Source organism: Mesorhizobium sp. M1342 (genome assembly GCF_040317955.1).
Classification (GTDB): Bacteria; Pseudomonadota; Alphaproteobacteria; order Rhizobiales; family Rhizobiaceae; genus Mesorhizobium.
This window is the reverse complement of record NZ_JAMYLI010000033.1, coordinates 26,671-40,719: the sequence shown is the minus strand read 5'-3', so window position 1 is coordinate 40,719 and position 14,049 is coordinate 26,671. Positions and strand designations below refer to the sequence as shown.

Sequence of the window (14,049 nt, the reverse complement as noted above, 5' to 3'; positions counted from 1 at the left end):
CGTGAAGAAAGGTAAGGTCGGAAGAGTTAATGGTTTGTTAAAATTATAGTAAAACCACGAGCCTAAGGCGGACCCGTGGATTATCTTTCCTGGCATTAAAGTGTAAAATATCGATTTTATTCAGATACAGAGTAGACAATCGTTGGCATACGCTTTATCGGCGTACGCTTATTCTTATTTGGCGTAAGACACGGCGATCCGGGGGGGTTAGCCCAACCCGTCCCGGGTGAGGCTGACAACCAGTTGATCGACGCCCGGATCGTCGAGATTGATGACATGCGCCATGCTGATGGCATCCCTTCGGTGGATGTTGGCGATGTCGCGCCGCATGATGACGGACACGAATGCCGGGCCGGCCTCCGTCAGTAGCATGGCCTTGCCCATCAGCACCGGTTCGGAGATGGGAGCCCATTGCACGGAGATCAGCGACGGCTCCCCGGTCTGGCGGCGATTGATGCCGCTGAAATAAATCCAGTTCAGCCGCGAGATCGCCACGCCATAGTGATTGCCGCGCGCTCGTGCCCAGGTCGATCCCCGGCGCTCCGACCATCCGGTGACCCTTCGGAAGGTGACCAGTTCGGCTTCGCGCCGCACGAAGGTCACCGAGCGCATCAGGAGGTCTAGGCGGCCCGGGATCGAGAAATAGGTGAAATAGGTGCCGCCCGCGATCGAAGGACTGGGAGGGCGGATCATCTGGTTGAACAGGCTCTCGGACACCGGCGGCAAGCCACGCATCGCCGGCTCGGGTGCGCCGGGATCCTGGTACAGTTCGGCCTCGTCGATCCGAAAGTAATCGCATATCAGCTTGGCGGTGGCCTTGTTGGGAACGGTCTGCCCTTGCAGGTAGCGTTCGAACTGCGTGCGGTTGATGTGCAGCTCACGGCACACCGCACTTACGGAGGCATGTTCCTTGCATAGCCGTCTAAGGTTTACAGCGAGATTCTCGCGAATTGACACGTCTTTGCTTCCGCAGGCGGATTTTTCATTTCGACTCGAAATCGATATAGCGCCTCCGGTCGCCCCCGCCGAAACGCCCTGGTCACAACGCACAGAAAAACTGATTTGGTAACGTCAATTTAGTGGGGTGGTTTCCAAAAAAAACGGAAACAATCAGCGAGCGCTTCCGCCATAAGTCCAATTGACAAAAGTTTTGCCGGATATTGCGAAATAGGCGATGTAGCGCGGCCTTTTAAGGTGCGCTGGCACAGCAAATGCCAACCGCGGGGGCAAGCCGGGACGGGCGTCGCGGACTGCATGTGGCGCAGAGATGGGCATCTGGCGCGCAGCGTGGAGAATTATTCCGCTGGTGGAGCTGAGGAGGATCGAACTCCTGACCTCGTCATTGCGAACGACGCGCTCTCCCAGCTGAGCTACAGCCCCGTCCAGCGGATGGGCGCATTTATCGGGCGCCGCGGTTTCCTGTCAAGGCGGAGGTTTGCCGAAATCCAGTGCCGTCAAGCGTCGAGCTGGCGCCGGCGGAAAGCGGCCCTTGCCGGTTTTGTGTAGTCGTGCCTTCGTTGGGGTGTCGCGACATGCAGCCCTACAGGTCCGACCGAGCCGGCATTGGCGCCCCACAGAAAGGCGGCCCTTGCCGGCTTCGCGTGCAATGGCTACATGTCGGCAACAATTGGAGACCGGCATGCTCGCCCTCATTCAAACAATCGTCATGGCGCTTGACCTCTACTGGTGGATCATCATCGCCTCGGCGATCTTTTCCTGGCTCTACGCCTTCAACGTCGTCAATTCGAAGAACCAGTTCGTCGGCAGCATCGGCAACATGCTCTACCGGCTGACCGAGCCGGCGTTGCGGCCTATCCGCCGCTTCATGCCGGACCTTGGCGGCATCGACATCTCGCCGATCATCCTGCTTCTGATCCTGTTCTTCCTGCGGCAGTTTCTGCTCACCACGGTGGCGCCTCTGATCCTGTGAGCAGGATGACCTTATGAGCACGCCGTTTCGCCTGCGCGAAAACGGCGCCGACCTGTTTGTCCGGCTGACGCCAAACGCTGCGCTGGACAGGCTCGAAGGCTTCGAGACCACGGCGGACGGGCGAAGCCATCTGAAAGCGCGCGTCCGCGCCGTGCCGGAAAACGGCGCCGCCAATCATGCGCTCGAAAAGCTGCTGGCCAAGGCTCTGGGCGTGCCCGGGTCCGCTGTCTCGGTTGTCGCCGGCGGCACCGCGCGGCTGAAGACCGCGCGCATTGAAGGCGATCCGGCGACGTTGGCGAAAAGCATCGAGGCGCTCGGCCGCCAGTCCTGATGTCCTTGGCCGTAGGGGTTCAATCGCCCAATGGCAAACGCGGATCATCGACTTTCAACGTGTTCACGCTCTGCTTGATGCGGCGCAGATTTTCCAAAACCCGTGGTCCGCGCGTCTCGGCGACCGAGGTGACGATCATGTCGACGATCGACAGCAGCGCATAGCGCGACGATGTCGGCTTGTAGATGTTGCCGTCTTCGAGTGACTGGAAATGGATGACCGTGTCGGCGACCTTGGCGAGTGCGGAGTCCGGCGGGGTGATGGCGATCGTGGTGGCGCCATATTGCTGGGCGACCTGCACCGCATCGATGACCGATCGCGCATAGCCGGAGACCGAGAAGGCGATCAGCGTGGTGTCAGGGGTGGCAACGGCGGCGTACATGCGTTGCAACTGTCCGTCGATCTGCGCCAGCACCGACACGCCAAGCCTGAACAGCCGGTTCTGCATTTCGGTCGCCATCATGGACGAAATGCCACCGGAGCCGATGCACAGCACATTACCGGAAACAGCGATGCGCGCGGCGACGGCGACCAGCGTCGTCATGTCGAGGTTCTCGCTGGCGCGCTGGATGGCCGATATCGCCGCTTCGGTGATGGCGGAAGCGATGCGCTGTTCGCGGGCATCGCGGCTCAACGGCTCCGGCGACAGATACTGGCCGCCGATGGCGATGGCTTGCGCCAGATAGAATTTGAAGTCGCGCAGGCCCTCGCAGCCGAGGTTGCGGCAGAACCGCGTCACCGTTGGCTCACTGACGCCGACGCGGGCGGCAATTTCCGAGATCGCTGCCTTGGAGACGAAATCGAGGTCTGCCAAGACGAAGCCGGCCAGCTTGCGATCCGACTTCGTTCCGTCCTGCGACATCAGCTGCAGGCGCGTGATGATGTCGGCCGGCGTCTTCATGCTGCTATTTTCATAGAGGCAGCCCCGTCGCCTTGTCGAACAGATGGATGTTGCCGGGATCGACCGAGACCGGGAGCAGGTCTCCCGGCCTGACCGGCACCCTGTCACGGAACACGGCACGTACCGTATCAGCACCGATAGCGCCGTAGACATGGGTTTCGGAGCCGGTGGGCTCGACGACATCCACCCTGATCGCCATCGCGTCGACAGCCTCGCCGATGACAAAATGCTCGGGCCGGATGCCAGCCTCCACCGCGCTGTCCGCCGGCACCTGTTTGCCGGCAAGCGCAAGCCGCCCGCCACCGGCCGATTCGAACCAGGTTTTCTGAGCTGCCGCCTTGAGCGAACCGGACACAAAGCTCATCGACGGGGAGCCGAGGAAACTAGCCACGAACTTGTTGGCCGGCCTGTCATAGAGCTCCAGCGGCGCCCCCACCTGCTGGATCCTGCCGCGGTCCATCACGACGATGCGGTCGGCCATCGTCATGGCCTCGATCTGGTCGTGGGTGACGTAGACGATCGTCGATTTCAGCCGCTGGTGCAGCGCCTTGATCTCGACGCGCATCTGCACGCGCAATTGTGCGTCGAGGTTGGACAGCGGCTCGTCGAACAGGAACACAGACGGTTCGCGTACGATGGCGCGGCCCATGGCGACGCGCTGGCGCTGGCCGCCCGACAGCTGGCGGGGATAGCGGTCGAGATAGGAGAAGAGATTAAGGACGCCGGACGCCTTCTTGACCTTCTCGTCGACCACCGTGCGCGTCTCACCGCGTATCTTCGGGCCAAAGCCGATATTGTCAGATGCCTTCAGATGCGGAAACAGTGCATAGGACTGGAACACCATGGCGATGTTGCGCTGCTGCGGCGGCAGCGCGTTGGCGCGCACGCCGCCGATCAACAGGTCGCCGGAGGTGATCGTCTCCAGGCCGGCCAGCATGCGCAGCAAGGTCGACTTGCCGCAGCCGGACGGGCCGACCAGGACGACGAACTCGCCGCTCTTGATATCGAGGCTGATGTTCTCGAGGATCTTGTGCTGCCCGAAGGATTTCGACAGGTCGCGAAATTCGACGTCGGTCATGGTCACGCTCCCAGAATGTCGTCGATGAATGGCAGGCAACCGGCGGTCAGCCCCGCGTCCACGGGCATCACCACGCCTGTTATTCCCGATGCGCGATCGGACGCAAGGAAAGCGACGGCTTCCGCGACTTCCGAAGCGTTGACGATGCGGCCGAGCGGATAGAGCCGCTGCAGCTTGCCGAGGATTTCGGGATCCTTGGCAAGGCGGTGGTCCCAGGCGGCGGTGCGGATCGATCCGGGGCAGACGACATTGGCGCGCAGGCCGCTGCGGCCGAGTTCGACGGCGATCGCCTTGGCGTAAGCGTTGATGCCGGCCTTGGCCGCGGCATAGGCGGGATTGCCGAAATGCGCGATGGCATTGACCGACGAGATGAAGACGACACTGCCGGAGCCGCGGCCGGCCATCGCCTTGACCAGCGGGTCGGCGAAGTTCATCACGCCGGTCAGGTTGAGGTCGAGTTCCTGCTCTATTCTGTTGGGATCGAGCGCCGAAATCGTCTCTGCGCGTGTCCAGCCGGCATTGTTGATGAGAATGTCGGGCACGCCATCGCGGTCGAGGATCGCAGCGATCGCCGTGGTTATCGACGCCTTGTCGAGAAGATCGAAGACGTGGCGGGAGGCAAAATGCGGGCTCTTCAACGCCTCGCTCGACTGGTCGCAGCCTATGACCCTGGCGCCCCTTTGCGCCATCAGCGCCACGATCGCCGTGCCGAGGCCGCCGCCAGCACCCGTCACCACGACAGTCTTGCCCTCGAACTCGGTCCTGCCTTCGAACTTGGCCCTGCCTTCGAACTCGGATTGCGAAACCACCGTGCGTCATCCTCCGGGAGTTCTGACAGACCGTGCAAGGCCTAGGCCCGTAAATGTAATTAAGCAACAAAATAATCCGCTTGCAAGCCTTCAAATCATCGATAATGTAGGAAAGTCACATAATCTTCTGCTCCGGCAACGAAGAGGCGCGCAGGCGCAAAATCAAAATGGGAGAGATCAAATGAGCCTTGCAAAATGGACTGTCGGCCTGATGGCCGGAATGAGCACGCTGGCAATTGCGGCGCAGGCGGATGCGGGCGAGGTGCGGGTCACCGTGGCCGAGTACAGCGCCAAGACTGCTCCCTATTTCGCCGACGTCAAGAAGGAATTCGAGGCGGCGAACCCCGGCATCACCGTCAAGTTCGAAGTGGTGCCGTGGGATGTGCTGCTGCAGAAGCTGACCACCGACATCACCGCCGGCACCAATGCCGATCTGTCGATCATCGGCACGCGCTGGCTGATCGACTTCGTCCAGCAGGATGTCGCCGAGCCGCTCGACGGCTACATCAAACCCGACTTCAAGGACCGCTTCATCGATACCTTCCTGTCGCCCTCGATCATGGACGGCAAGACCTACGGCCTGCCGATCGCGGCCTCGGCGCGCGCCATGTACTACAACAAGGAGCTGTTCGAGAAAGCCGACATCGCCAAGCCGCCGGCAACCTGGACCGAGCTGCAGGACGATGCGCGCAAGATCAAGGCGTTGGGGGCCGGCACGTTCGGCTTCGGCCTGCAGGGCAAGGAGATCGAGACCGACGTCTATTACTATTATGCGATGTGGTCGCAGGGTACCGAGATCCTCAACAAGGACGGCACTTCGGGCCTGAGCACGCCAGGTGCGCTTGAAGCCGCCAAGCTCTACAAGTCGATGATCGACGAAGGCCTGACCGAACCCGGCGTCACCTCCAACAACCGCGAGGACGTGCAGAACCTGTTCAAGCAGGGCAAGGTCGGAATGATGATCACCGCACCGTTCCTGTCCAACCAGATCAAGGACGAGGCGCCGAACCTGAAATACGGCGTGGCGGCCATTCCCGCCGGACCGACCGGCGCGCGCGGCACTTATGGCGTGACCGATTCCATCATCATGTTTAAGAACTCCAAGAACAAGGACGAAGCCTGGAAGCTGCTCGATTTCCTGTTCACCACGGAGCAGCGCGCCAAGTTCACGCAAGGCGAGGGCTTCCTGCCGGTGAACAAGGAAGAGGCCAAGATGGACTACTACGTCAACAATGCCGATCTGGCAGCGTTCACCGCACTCCTGCCCGACGCCCGCTTCGCGCCGGTCATTCCGGGCTGGGAAGAAGTCGCCCAGATCACGTCGGACGCCATGCAGAAGATCTATCTCGGCGGCGACCCCGAGGCGGGCTTGAAGGACGCAGCCGCCAAGGCCAACACCGTGCTGAAGAAATAGGGCGTATCTCCCTGCGCCCGTGGCGCGCTCCACTCAGGCGGGGCGCGCCACCCCTTGGTTCCCGGCCCGGTGCGGCGGATCCGAAATTCGCATAAGCAGACCTTCTGATCCAGCGCACCGAGGTTGCAGGCCAGCAGATGCAAAATCGTTTCTTGCCCTATCTCCTGACCTTGCCCAGCCTGTTTCTGGCGGCGGTGGTCATCTTCTGGCCGGTCTGGGACCTGATCCAGATCTCGACGCATGAGGTCAGCCGCTTCGGCCAGCTTCGCGACTTCAACGACTTCGCCAATTTCGCGGCACTCGCTGCCGATCCCGATTTCACGGCCGCGCTCTGGCGCACCGGCCAATGGACGGTGATGGTGGTCGGCGGTGCGCTTCTCTTGTCGATCCCGGTGGCGATGATCCTCAACACCGATTTCTATGGCCGCGGCATCGCCCGCGTCATCATCATGCTGCCCTGGGCGGTGTCGCTGACCATGACCGCGGTGGTCTGGCGCTGGGCGCTGAGCGGCGAAAGCGGCATGCTGAATTCCGCGCTGATCGGCCTCGGTCTCATCGACCACAACATCCAGTGGCTGGCGAGTGCCGAGACCGCTTTCCCGATGCAGGTGCTGATAGGCATCCTGGTGACGGTGCCGTTCACGACGACGATCTTTCTCGGCGGGCTGTCGTCGATTCCGGACGATCTCTACGAGGCGGCGGCGCTCGAAGGGGCGACGCCGCTGCAGCAGTTCCGCGAAATCACCTTTCCGCTCCTGAAACCGTTCATCAACATCGCCATCGTGCTCAACACCATCTATGTCTTCAATTCCTTCCCGATCATCTGGGTGATGACGCAAGGCGGGCCGGCCAATTCGACCGATATCCTGGTCACCCATCTCTACAAGCTGGCCTTCCGCATCGGCAAGCTCGGCGAGGCATCGGCGGTGTCGCTGGTGATGTTCGCCATTTTGCTGGTCTTCACCATGATCTATGTGCGGCTGGCGATGCGGGAGCAACGCGCATGACGAGCAAGCTCAAGCGTTCCGTCATCGCGTGGCTGCTGCTGGCGCCGCTGATCGTGGTGACGCTCTTTCCCTTCGCCGTGATGTTCCTGACCGCGGTCAAGCCGAGGCCGGAAGTGCTGTCGCCGACCTGGTGGCCGAGCGAATTCCGCTGGTCGAATTTCTCCGACATGTGGGTGGCGACCGGCTTTGGCCAGGCGTTGCTCAATTCGCTCTACGTGTCTGTGATCGCCACCGTCGGCGCCATCCTGATCTCGGTTCCGGCGGCCTACGCAATGTCGCGCTTCCGCTTTGCCGGCTACGGCGCCTTGCGTCAGTTCCTGCTGATTTCGCAGATGATCTCGCCGATAGTGCTGGTGCTCGGCCTGTTCCGGCTGATGGCCGCCTGGGGCCTGGTCGAAAGCACGACGGCGCTCGGCTTCATCTACATGGCCTTCAACGTCGCCTTCACGGTGTGGATGCTGCAGAGCTATTTCGACACCATCCCGCGCGATCTCGAGGAAGCCGCTTGGATGGAAGGCGCCGGTCGCTGGCTGACCTTGCGCAAGGTGTTCCTGCCGCTGTGCCTGCCGGCGATCGCGGTGACCGCGATCTTCACCTTCATCAACGCCTGGAACGAATTCGTCGTGGCGCTCACCATGCTGCGCAGCCAGGAAAGCTACACGCTGCCGATCCAGGTGTTCTCGCTGGTCGCCGGCCGCTACACCATCGAATGGCATCACGTCATGGCCGCGACGCTGCTGGCGACCTTGCCGGTGGCCATCCTGTTCATCTGGCTGCAGCGCTACCTCGTTCGCGGGCTGGCACTCGGGGCGGTCAAATAGCGCCTATTCACGGACGGAGCTTTCATGCGTATTTTCACCGCCTCGCTGGCGACGGAAACCAACACCTTCTCGCCGGTGCCGACCGATAGGGCCTCGTTCGAGATGGCCTTCTATGCCGGGCCCGGCAAACATCCGGAAACACCGACGCTGTGCTCCTCGCCGATGGTTGTCCTGCGCCGGCGCGCTGTAGCCGAAGGCCTCGATGTCATCGAGGGCACCGCCACCTGGGCGGAGCCGGGCGGGCTGGTGCAGCGGCAGACCTATGAGGTGCTGCGCGACGAGATCCTTGGCCAGCTCAAGGCAGCGTTGCCGGTCGATGCCGTCATCCTCGGCCTGCATGGCGCCATGGTGGCGCAAGGCTATGACGACTGCGAAGGCGACCTGCTCGAACGGGTTCGCGCAATGGTCGGGCCGGAGGTGGTGATCGCCGTGGAACTCGATCCGCACAGCCATCTGACACCGAAGCGCGTGGCGGCCTCCGACATCCTCGCCTACTTCCTCGAATTTCCGCACACCGATTTCTATGAGCGCGGCGAACACGTCGTCGAGCTTGGGCTTGCGGCGGCGAGGGGCGAGATCAAGCCGGTCATCTCGACCTTCGATTGCCGCATGATCCAGGTCCTGCCGACCAGCCGCGAGCCGATGCGCTCTTTCGTCGACCGGATCAAGGCGCTGCACGGCAAGGACGGCGTGCTGTCGGTCTCCGTCATCCACGGCTTCATGGCGGCCGACGTGGCCGAGATGGGCACGCGCATCCTGGTCGTCACCGACAATGACAAGGCCAAGGGCGACGCGCTGGCGGAACGGCTCGGGCGGGAACTCTACGCGCTGCGCGAAAAGACGGCGATGACGATGCTGAGCGCCGCCGACGGCATCGATCGGGCGCTGGCCGTGCGCGCCGAGAATCCGGGCAAGCCGGTGGTCATCGCCGATATCTGGGACAATCCCGGCGGCGGTGTGCCCGGCGACGGCACCTTCGTGCTGCGCCAGATGCTGGCGCGTAGCCTGGACAAATTCGGCGTGGCGACGATCTGGGATCCGATCGCCGTCACCTTCTGCCTGGCGGCCGGCGAGGGCGCGGTCATCAACCTGCGCTTCGGCGGCAAGGCCGGGCCGCAGGCCGGCGAGCCGATCGACGCGCGCGTGCGCGTGCTGAAGGCGGTTCCGGAGGGTTGGCAGAGTTTCGGGCCAAGCCGGGTGACGCTCGGGCCGACGGCGCTGGTCCGCCTCGAAGGCACCGAGGTAGACATCATCCTCAACACCAATCGCACGCAGACCTTCGAGCCGGATATCTTTTCCAACATCGGCGTCGATCCGCTGGCCAAGGACGTGCTGCTGATCAAGTCGACCAACCATTTCTACGCCGGCTTCGAGCCGATCGCCGCCGAGATCATCTATGTCTCGGCGCCAAGTTCATATCCCAGCAATCCGGCGGTGACCGATTACAAGAAGCTGACGCGGCCGGTGTGGCCAAGGATTGCGGATCCGTGGAAGGTGGCTGGGTAATCTCCCCCCTTGCGGGGGAGATGTCGCCGAAGGCGACAGAGGGGGTCGTCGCGCGTGAAGCGCCAACCTTCTTCTGCCGCGGGAGGTCGAGCCCGGTCGGACCGACCCCCTCTGGCCGCTTCGCGGCCATCTCCCCCTCGAGGGGGGAGATTATTCGGTGCTATACCAGCCCGCGCTTGACCATCATCGCTTCCGGCGACGGCATCTTGCCGCGAAACGCCGTGTAAAGCTCCTCCGGATCCTTCGAACCACCGGCGGCGTAGATGTTCTTGCGCAGCCGTTCGGCGAGCGCCGGGTTGAAGGGGTCGCCGGTCTCCTCGAAGGCGGCGAAAGCGTCGGCATCGAGCACTTCCGACCACATGTAGGAATAATAGCCGGCCGAATAGCCTTCGCCGGAGAAGACGTGGCCGAAATGCGGGGTGCGATGGCGCATCGCGATGGTATCCGGCATGTCAAGCTTCGCAAGCGTTTCGGCCTCGAAACGAAGTGGCTCCTGCGGGGCATCAGGCCGTGCATGGTAGGCCATGTCCATCAAGGCGGAGGCGGTGAATTCTACCGTTGCGAAGCCGGCGCCAAACGTGCGCGCGGCCAGCATCTTGTCGAGCAGCGCCTTGGGCATCGGCTTGCCGGTCTTCACATGCAGCGCGTGCTTTTCCAGCACCGCCGGCACGGTCAGCCAATGTTCGTAGAGCTGCGAGGGCAGTTCGACGAAATCGCGGCTGACGGAGGTGCCCGAAACCGAGGGCCAGGTGACGTCGGTCAGCATGCCGTGCAGAGCATGACCGAATTCGTGGAACAGCGTTTTCGCCTCGTCCACCGACAGCAGCGCCGGCTCGCCGGCCGGCGGCTTGGCGAAGTTCATGATGTTGTAGATGACCGGGCTCGCACCGTGGCCGAGCCTGTAGCCGGATTGCAACGCGCTCATCCAGGCGCCAGAGCGCTTTGACGGCCGGGCGAAATAGTCGGCCAGGAACAGGCCGCGCTCGCTGCCATCGGCATTCTTCACCACGAAGACGCGGGCATCCGGATGCCAGGCCGCGATCCCCTTTTTCTCTTCGAAGGTGATGCCGAACAACCGTGTCGCCACATCGAAGCAAGCGTCGATGATGCGGTCGAGCTGCAAATAGGGCTTCAGTTCCGCCTCGTCGAAGGCGAATTTTTCCGCGCGCAGTTTCTCCTGGTAGAAACGCCAGTCCCAGGCAGCGAATTTTTCGTTGCTGCCGGCCTCCGTCGCCAACCGTTGCAATTCGATCTGGTCGCTTGCTGCCTTCTCCAGCGCCTTCTCCCACACCGGATCGAGCAGCGCGTGTACCGCCTTCGGCGTCTTGGCCATGGTGTCATCGAGCTTCAGCGCGGCGAAGGAGGCATAGCCGAGCAGCTTTGCCTTTTCGGCCCGCAGGCGCAGCATGTCGCGCACCACGTTCGTGTTGTCGGTGGTGCCGCCATTCTGGCCGCGCATGGTGAAGGCGCGGAAGGCGATCTCGCGCAGGTCGCGGCGTTCGGAGAAGGTCGAGAACGGCTCATAAATCGAGCGCGACAGAGTGACGGCATAGCGGCCCTTCTGGCCACGCATTTCGGCGGCCTCGGCCATGGAGCTTTTCACGAAATCCGGCAGGCCGGCAAGGTCGGCGTCATCGAGGAACAGCGCCCAGTCGCGCTCGTCGGCCAGCACATTCTGGCCGAAAGCCGTGCCGAGCGAGGACAATTCCTCGCTGATGCGTGCCAGCCGTTTCTTGCCGTCGGCGTCGAGCTTGGCGCCGGAACGGACGAAGCCCTTCCAGGTCTTTTCCAGCACCCGCAGGGTCTCTGCGTCGAGCTTCAGGCTCTCGCGGCGCTGGTAGAGATCGTCGATGCGGGCAAACAGCCGCTCATTCATCGAAATCGCCGAGAAATGCCTGGACATTTTCGGCGAGATGTCGCGCTCCAGCGCCTGGATCGTCTCGTTGGTGTAGGCGCCGGCGCGGCACCAGAAGATCGACGAGACGCGGTCGAGCGCTTCGCCGCCGAGTTCCAGCGCGGCAAGCGTGTTCTCGATGGTCGGCGCATCCTTGCAGCCGGCGATCGCCTCGATCTCGGCCTCGTGCGCCTTCAGCGCCGCGTCGAAGACCGGGGAGAAGTCGCCGTCGCCAATGCGCGTGAAATCGGGCAGGCCGAGCGGCCCTTGCCACGCGGTCAGCGGATGGGCGGCGAGGTCGACGGCTTTCGTGGAAGGCATGGACAGTCTTTCGCTGGTGAGGGCAGGCAGGTGGGTGGTACCCGATGTAGGGCGCGGCTGGCGGGCCCGCAATATGCGGATTTGGCCGATATCGGCCTCAGAAGCCGTCGCAGTTCTCGGCGATCGTGGCTTGCGAACTGGCGGTGATGCGGTTGTCGCTTACCGCGAAGGTTTCGTGCATCAGCATGTCGTTGTTGGGGAAATCGTAGCAGGCGACCACTGTGGTGACGCCGCCTTCGCTTTTCTCGACCCTGTGCCGGATTGCCGCACCGGCAACCGCACCTTTCCACTCGTCTATCGAAGCGATGAATTCCTGCTTGCTTTGCACGATGCCGAGGTCGTCCAGCTTGATGTGGACATCGTCGGCGAGCAGGTCGGACAGTTCGGTGCGGTCGGCGACCAGCAGCGCCGAATACCAGCGGCTGATGAGGGCACGATCATCGGCGCGGGCGGCAATAATCGCGATCAGCAGCGCGGCCGCCGTCAAGACGATCGACCGGATGTTCACCACCTTGCGCGCCGCTGTGTTCATCCCAGCTCCGGCCGTTCGAAATCGCCGGTCTCCTTGTTCATCGTCCAGAGTTCGCCGGTCGAGATATCGAACCAGGCCCCATGCAGCGACAGTCGCCCCTTGCCCTCGAGAATCGAGACGCAGGGAAAGGTCCGGAGATTGGCGATGGAATAGCGGATCGAGATGCGCTCCAGCGCGGTCTGGCGCTCCGACGCGGTCATGAAGGTGCTGGAGGAGACGGTTTCGGCCGCCGGCGCGATCAGGCTCATCCACTTGCCGATGAAGTCGCCCGGCGAAAGCGGCGCTGAATTGGTGTCGAGCGCTGCACGGATGCCGCCGCAGCGGCCATGGCCCATGACGACGATGTTCTTGACCTTGAGGCTCTGCACGGCGAATTCAAGCGCCGCCGAGGTCGAATGGAACTCGCCGTCGGGAGCATAGGGCGGCACCAGATTGCCGACATTGCGCAGCACGAAGAGTTCGCCGGGCCCGGCGTCGAAGATCGCCTCGGGCGCCGAACGCGAATCGCAGCAGGCGACGATCATCGTCTCCGGCGCCTGGCCTTCCCGAGCGAGATCGCGATAGCGCCCGCTCTCTGTGAGATAGCGGCCATTCATGAAATTGCGGTAGCCGGCGAGAAGATGTTCAGGGAGATGGGACATGGGCGGCGTCTGGAGCCTTTCCGGGTTGGATGCGGCAGCTCGTTGCGGTCTAGAGAGGCTCTAGCGGCAAAAGCCGGTCGCGAGCAATGCAGAATTATGAGGGCTGGCTAGAAATGCCATGCATCGAGCGCAACCTTGGCCAACAGCGTTACGCCCAGATGGCGACAGGAATGCCAAAGCTGTCGCGGCCCGGCGGGTCGGGCAGCGGCCGTGCCTCACCGCTGGCGATGCGACCGGCGATCAGCATCATTGCGGCCGCGTCGAGGAAATCATCGGCGGCTGCGCCGCGCGGTGGCGGCTGGTCGAGAAAGCCCGTCTCATAGCCATGCCGGCAAAGCAGAGCCTTGCGTTCCGTCATGCCGGCCGGATTGATGCTGCCCTTGATCTTCTTCGGCAGTTGCATGGCCTGATCGCCGTTCAAGCGGCAGAAAGCGACTTCCGGATGTGATTCGTAGACGCGGCCGCGCAAATCGGGTCGCGCGATCAGCAGGGCGTCGATCTCGCGAATCTTGGCAAAAATGCCGAAGGCCTGGATCGAGACGCCACGCGGCGGGTCGGATGTGGCCATGGCCACCTCGCTTGCGCGGATGTGAGCGGCATACCAGGCTTCAATGGTGGTGAAGTCGCCGGTATCGGCATAGAGCGCTGCACGGGAGGGGATCGAGAAGACGCTGGATTGGCGTGCCCCGAGCAGCGGCCGCACCAGCGCTCGGGGCCGCGACCGCCCTTGCCCGAAAAGTCGGGCAGGCCGATCGGCATGTCGACAGCGATGACAGTATCTGTGGGAAGCGATGCGAGCAGGGTAGTGAAGGTTGCAAAGACACCGACCGACGGTGCCATGCCAGAAGCGCGCCGGACGGCGAT

13 protein-coding genes, 1 tRNA gene and 1 pseudogene are annotated in these 14,049 nt (G+C 62.8%); 6 read left to right on the top strand and 9 right to left on the bottom strand.

Translation table 11 applies throughout. From position 1 onward, the window contains the following. Positions 1 to 207: 207 nt before the first annotated feature. Together NKH06_RS27195 and NKH06_RS27190 are read right to left on the bottom strand one after the other, a co-directional pair. Positions 208 to 957: a helix-turn-helix domain-containing protein gene (locus tag NKH06_RS27195; protein WP_128304096.1), complete on the bottom strand. Its 750-nt coding sequence runs from the start codon at positions 955 to 957 to the stop codon at positions 208 to 210. A 347-nt stretch (positions 958 to 1,304) separates the two neighbouring features. After that, positions 1,305 to 1,380: transfer RNA gene (locus NKH06_RS27190), tRNA-Ala, on the bottom strand. A 259-nt stretch (positions 1,381 to 1,639) separates the two neighbouring features. Between NKH06_RS27190 and NKH06_RS27185 the strand changes: the two genes are divergently transcribed. After that, positions 1,640 to 1,930 carry a YggT family protein gene (locus NKH06_RS27185; protein ID WP_023811703.1) on the top strand — a complete coding sequence of 97 codons (291 nt, stop codon included), beginning with the start codon at positions 1,640 to 1,642 and terminating at the stop codon, positions 1,928 to 1,930. Between the two features lie 13 nt (positions 1,931 to 1,943). Beyond that, positions 1,944 to 2,261: a DUF167 family protein gene (locus NKH06_RS27180; protein ID WP_352442132.1), complete on the top strand. Its 318-nt coding sequence runs from the start codon at positions 1,944 to 1,946 to the stop codon at positions 2,259 to 2,261. Positions 2,262 to 2,280: 19 nt separating this feature from the next. Here NKH06_RS27180 and NKH06_RS27175 read toward each other — a convergent pair whose 3' ends face one another. Genes NKH06_RS27175 through NKH06_RS27165 form a run of 3 tightly spaced genes read right to left on the bottom strand, consistent with a single transcriptional unit; the run spans position 2,281 to position 5,049 of the window. Continuing rightward, on the bottom strand, positions 2,281 to 3,162 hold the full coding sequence (locus NKH06_RS27175; RefSeq protein ID WP_013528979.1) for a MurR/RpiR family transcriptional regulator: 882 nt from the start codon (positions 3,160 to 3,162) through the stop codon (positions 2,281 to 2,283). Positions 3,163 to 3,172: 10 nt separating this feature from the next. After that, entirely contained in the window at positions 3,173 to 4,240 is a 1,068-nt protein-coding gene (locus NKH06_RS27170; RefSeq protein ID WP_352442133.1) for an ABC transporter ATP-binding protein, read from the bottom strand. Positions 4,241 to 4,242: 2 nt separating this feature from the next. Continuing rightward, positions 4,243 to 5,049, bottom strand: a complete 807-nt coding sequence (locus NKH06_RS27165) for an SDR family oxidoreductase (RefSeq protein ID WP_352442134.1) — start codon at positions 5,047 to 5,049, stop codon at positions 4,243 to 4,245. A 181-nt stretch (positions 5,050 to 5,230) separates the two neighbouring features. On the opposite strand from NKH06_RS27165, the gene NKH06_RS27160 reads away from it, so the two are divergent. The 4 genes from NKH06_RS27160 (at position 5,231) to NKH06_RS27145 (ending at position 9,797) form a co-directional block, all read left to right on the top strand. Beyond that, complete coding sequence (locus NKH06_RS27160; protein WP_352442135.1) at positions 5,231 to 6,463, top strand: ABC transporter substrate-binding protein; 1,233 nt, start codon at positions 5,231 to 5,233, stop codon at positions 6,461 to 6,463. Positions 6,464 to 6,600: 137 nt separating this feature from the next. Continuing rightward, positions 6,601 to 7,470: a carbohydrate ABC transporter permease gene (locus NKH06_RS27155; RefSeq protein WP_352442136.1), complete on the top strand. Its 870-nt coding sequence runs from the start codon at positions 6,601 to 6,603 to the stop codon at positions 7,468 to 7,470. Further along, positions 7,467 to 8,291 carry a carbohydrate ABC transporter permease gene (locus tag NKH06_RS27150; protein WP_352442137.1) on the top strand — a complete coding sequence of 275 codons (825 nt, stop codon included), beginning with the start codon at positions 7,467 to 7,469 and terminating at the stop codon, positions 8,289 to 8,291. Before NKH06_RS27155 ends, NKH06_RS27150 begins: the two co-directional genes overlap by 4 nt. A gap of 24 nt (positions 8,292 to 8,315) precedes the next feature. Further along, positions 8,316 to 9,797 (top strand): M81 family metallopeptidase, encoded by a 1,482-nt coding sequence (locus tag NKH06_RS27145; RefSeq protein ID WP_352894684.1) that lies wholly within the window; start codon positions 8,316 to 8,318, stop codon positions 9,795 to 9,797. A gap of 160 nt (positions 9,798 to 9,957) precedes the next feature. On the opposite strand, the gene NKH06_RS27140 is transcribed toward NKH06_RS27145, so the two are convergent. The 4 genes and pseudogenes from NKH06_RS27140 to NKH06_RS27125 form a co-directional block, all read right to left on the bottom strand. Then, positions 9,958 to 12,012, bottom strand: a complete 2,055-nt coding sequence (locus NKH06_RS27140; RefSeq protein ID WP_352894683.1) for a M3 family metallopeptidase — start codon at positions 12,010 to 12,012, stop codon at positions 9,958 to 9,960. Positions 12,013 to 12,109: 97 nt separating this feature from the next. Further along, on the bottom strand, positions 12,110 to 12,544 hold the full coding sequence (locus tag NKH06_RS27135) for a nuclear transport factor 2 family protein (RefSeq protein ID WP_352894681.1): 435 nt from the start codon (positions 12,542 to 12,544) through the stop codon (positions 12,110 to 12,112). Continuing rightward, positions 12,541 to 13,185 carry a carbonic anhydrase gene (locus NKH06_RS27130; RefSeq protein ID WP_023811712.1) on the bottom strand — a complete coding sequence of 215 codons (645 nt, stop codon included), beginning with the start codon at positions 13,183 to 13,185 and terminating at the stop codon, positions 12,541 to 12,543. The genes NKH06_RS27135 and NKH06_RS27130 overlap by 4 nt, the downstream gene beginning before the upstream one ends. A 148-nt stretch (positions 13,186 to 13,333) precedes the next feature. Beyond that, positions 13,334 to 14,025: pseudogene (locus tag NKH06_RS27125) on the bottom strand (DUF429 domain-containing protein). Positions 14,026 to 14,049 lie beyond the last annotated feature (24 nt).

Excerpts from the sequence above, each read along its gene's own strand:
- NKH06_RS27185 (WP_023811703.1), top strand. The coding sequence starts at position 1,640 with ATGCTCGCCCTCATTCAAACAATCGTCATGGCGCTTGACCTCTACTGG.
- NKH06_RS27180 (WP_352442132.1), top strand. The coding sequence starts at position 1,944 with ATGAGCACGCCGTTTCGCCTGCGCGAAAACGGCGCCGACCTGTTTGTC.
- NKH06_RS27175 (WP_013528979.1), bottom strand. The coding sequence starts at position 3,162 with ATGAAGACGCCGGCCGACATCATCACGCGCCTGCAGCTGATGTCGCAG.
- NKH06_RS27170 (WP_352442133.1), bottom strand. The coding sequence starts at position 4,240 with ATGACCGACGTCGAATTTCGCGACCTGTCGAAATCCTTCGGGCAGCAC.
- NKH06_RS27160 (WP_352442135.1), top strand. The coding sequence starts at position 5,231 with ATGAGCCTTGCAAAATGGACTGTCGGCCTGATGGCCGGAATGAGCACG.
- NKH06_RS27155 (WP_352442136.1), top strand. The coding sequence starts at position 6,601 with ATGCAAAATCGTTTCTTGCCCTATCTCCTGACCTTGCCCAGCCTGTTT.
- NKH06_RS27150 (WP_352442137.1), top strand. The coding sequence starts at position 7,467 with ATGACGAGCAAGCTCAAGCGTTCCGTCATCGCGTGGCTGCTGCTGGCG.
- NKH06_RS27145 (WP_352894684.1), top strand. The coding sequence starts at position 8,316 with ATGCGTATTTTCACCGCCTCGCTGGCGACGGAAACCAACACCTTCTCG.
- NKH06_RS27140 (WP_352894683.1), bottom strand. The coding sequence starts at position 12,012 with ATGCCTTCCACGAAAGCCGTCGACCTCGCCGCCCATCCGCTGACCGCG.
- NKH06_RS27135 (WP_352894681.1), bottom strand. The coding sequence starts at position 12,544 with ATGAACACAGCGGCGCGCAAGGTGGTGAACATCCGGTCGATCGTCTTG.
- NKH06_RS27130 (WP_023811712.1), bottom strand. The coding sequence starts at position 13,185 with ATGTCCCATCTCCCTGAACATCTTCTCGCCGGCTACCGCAATTTCATG.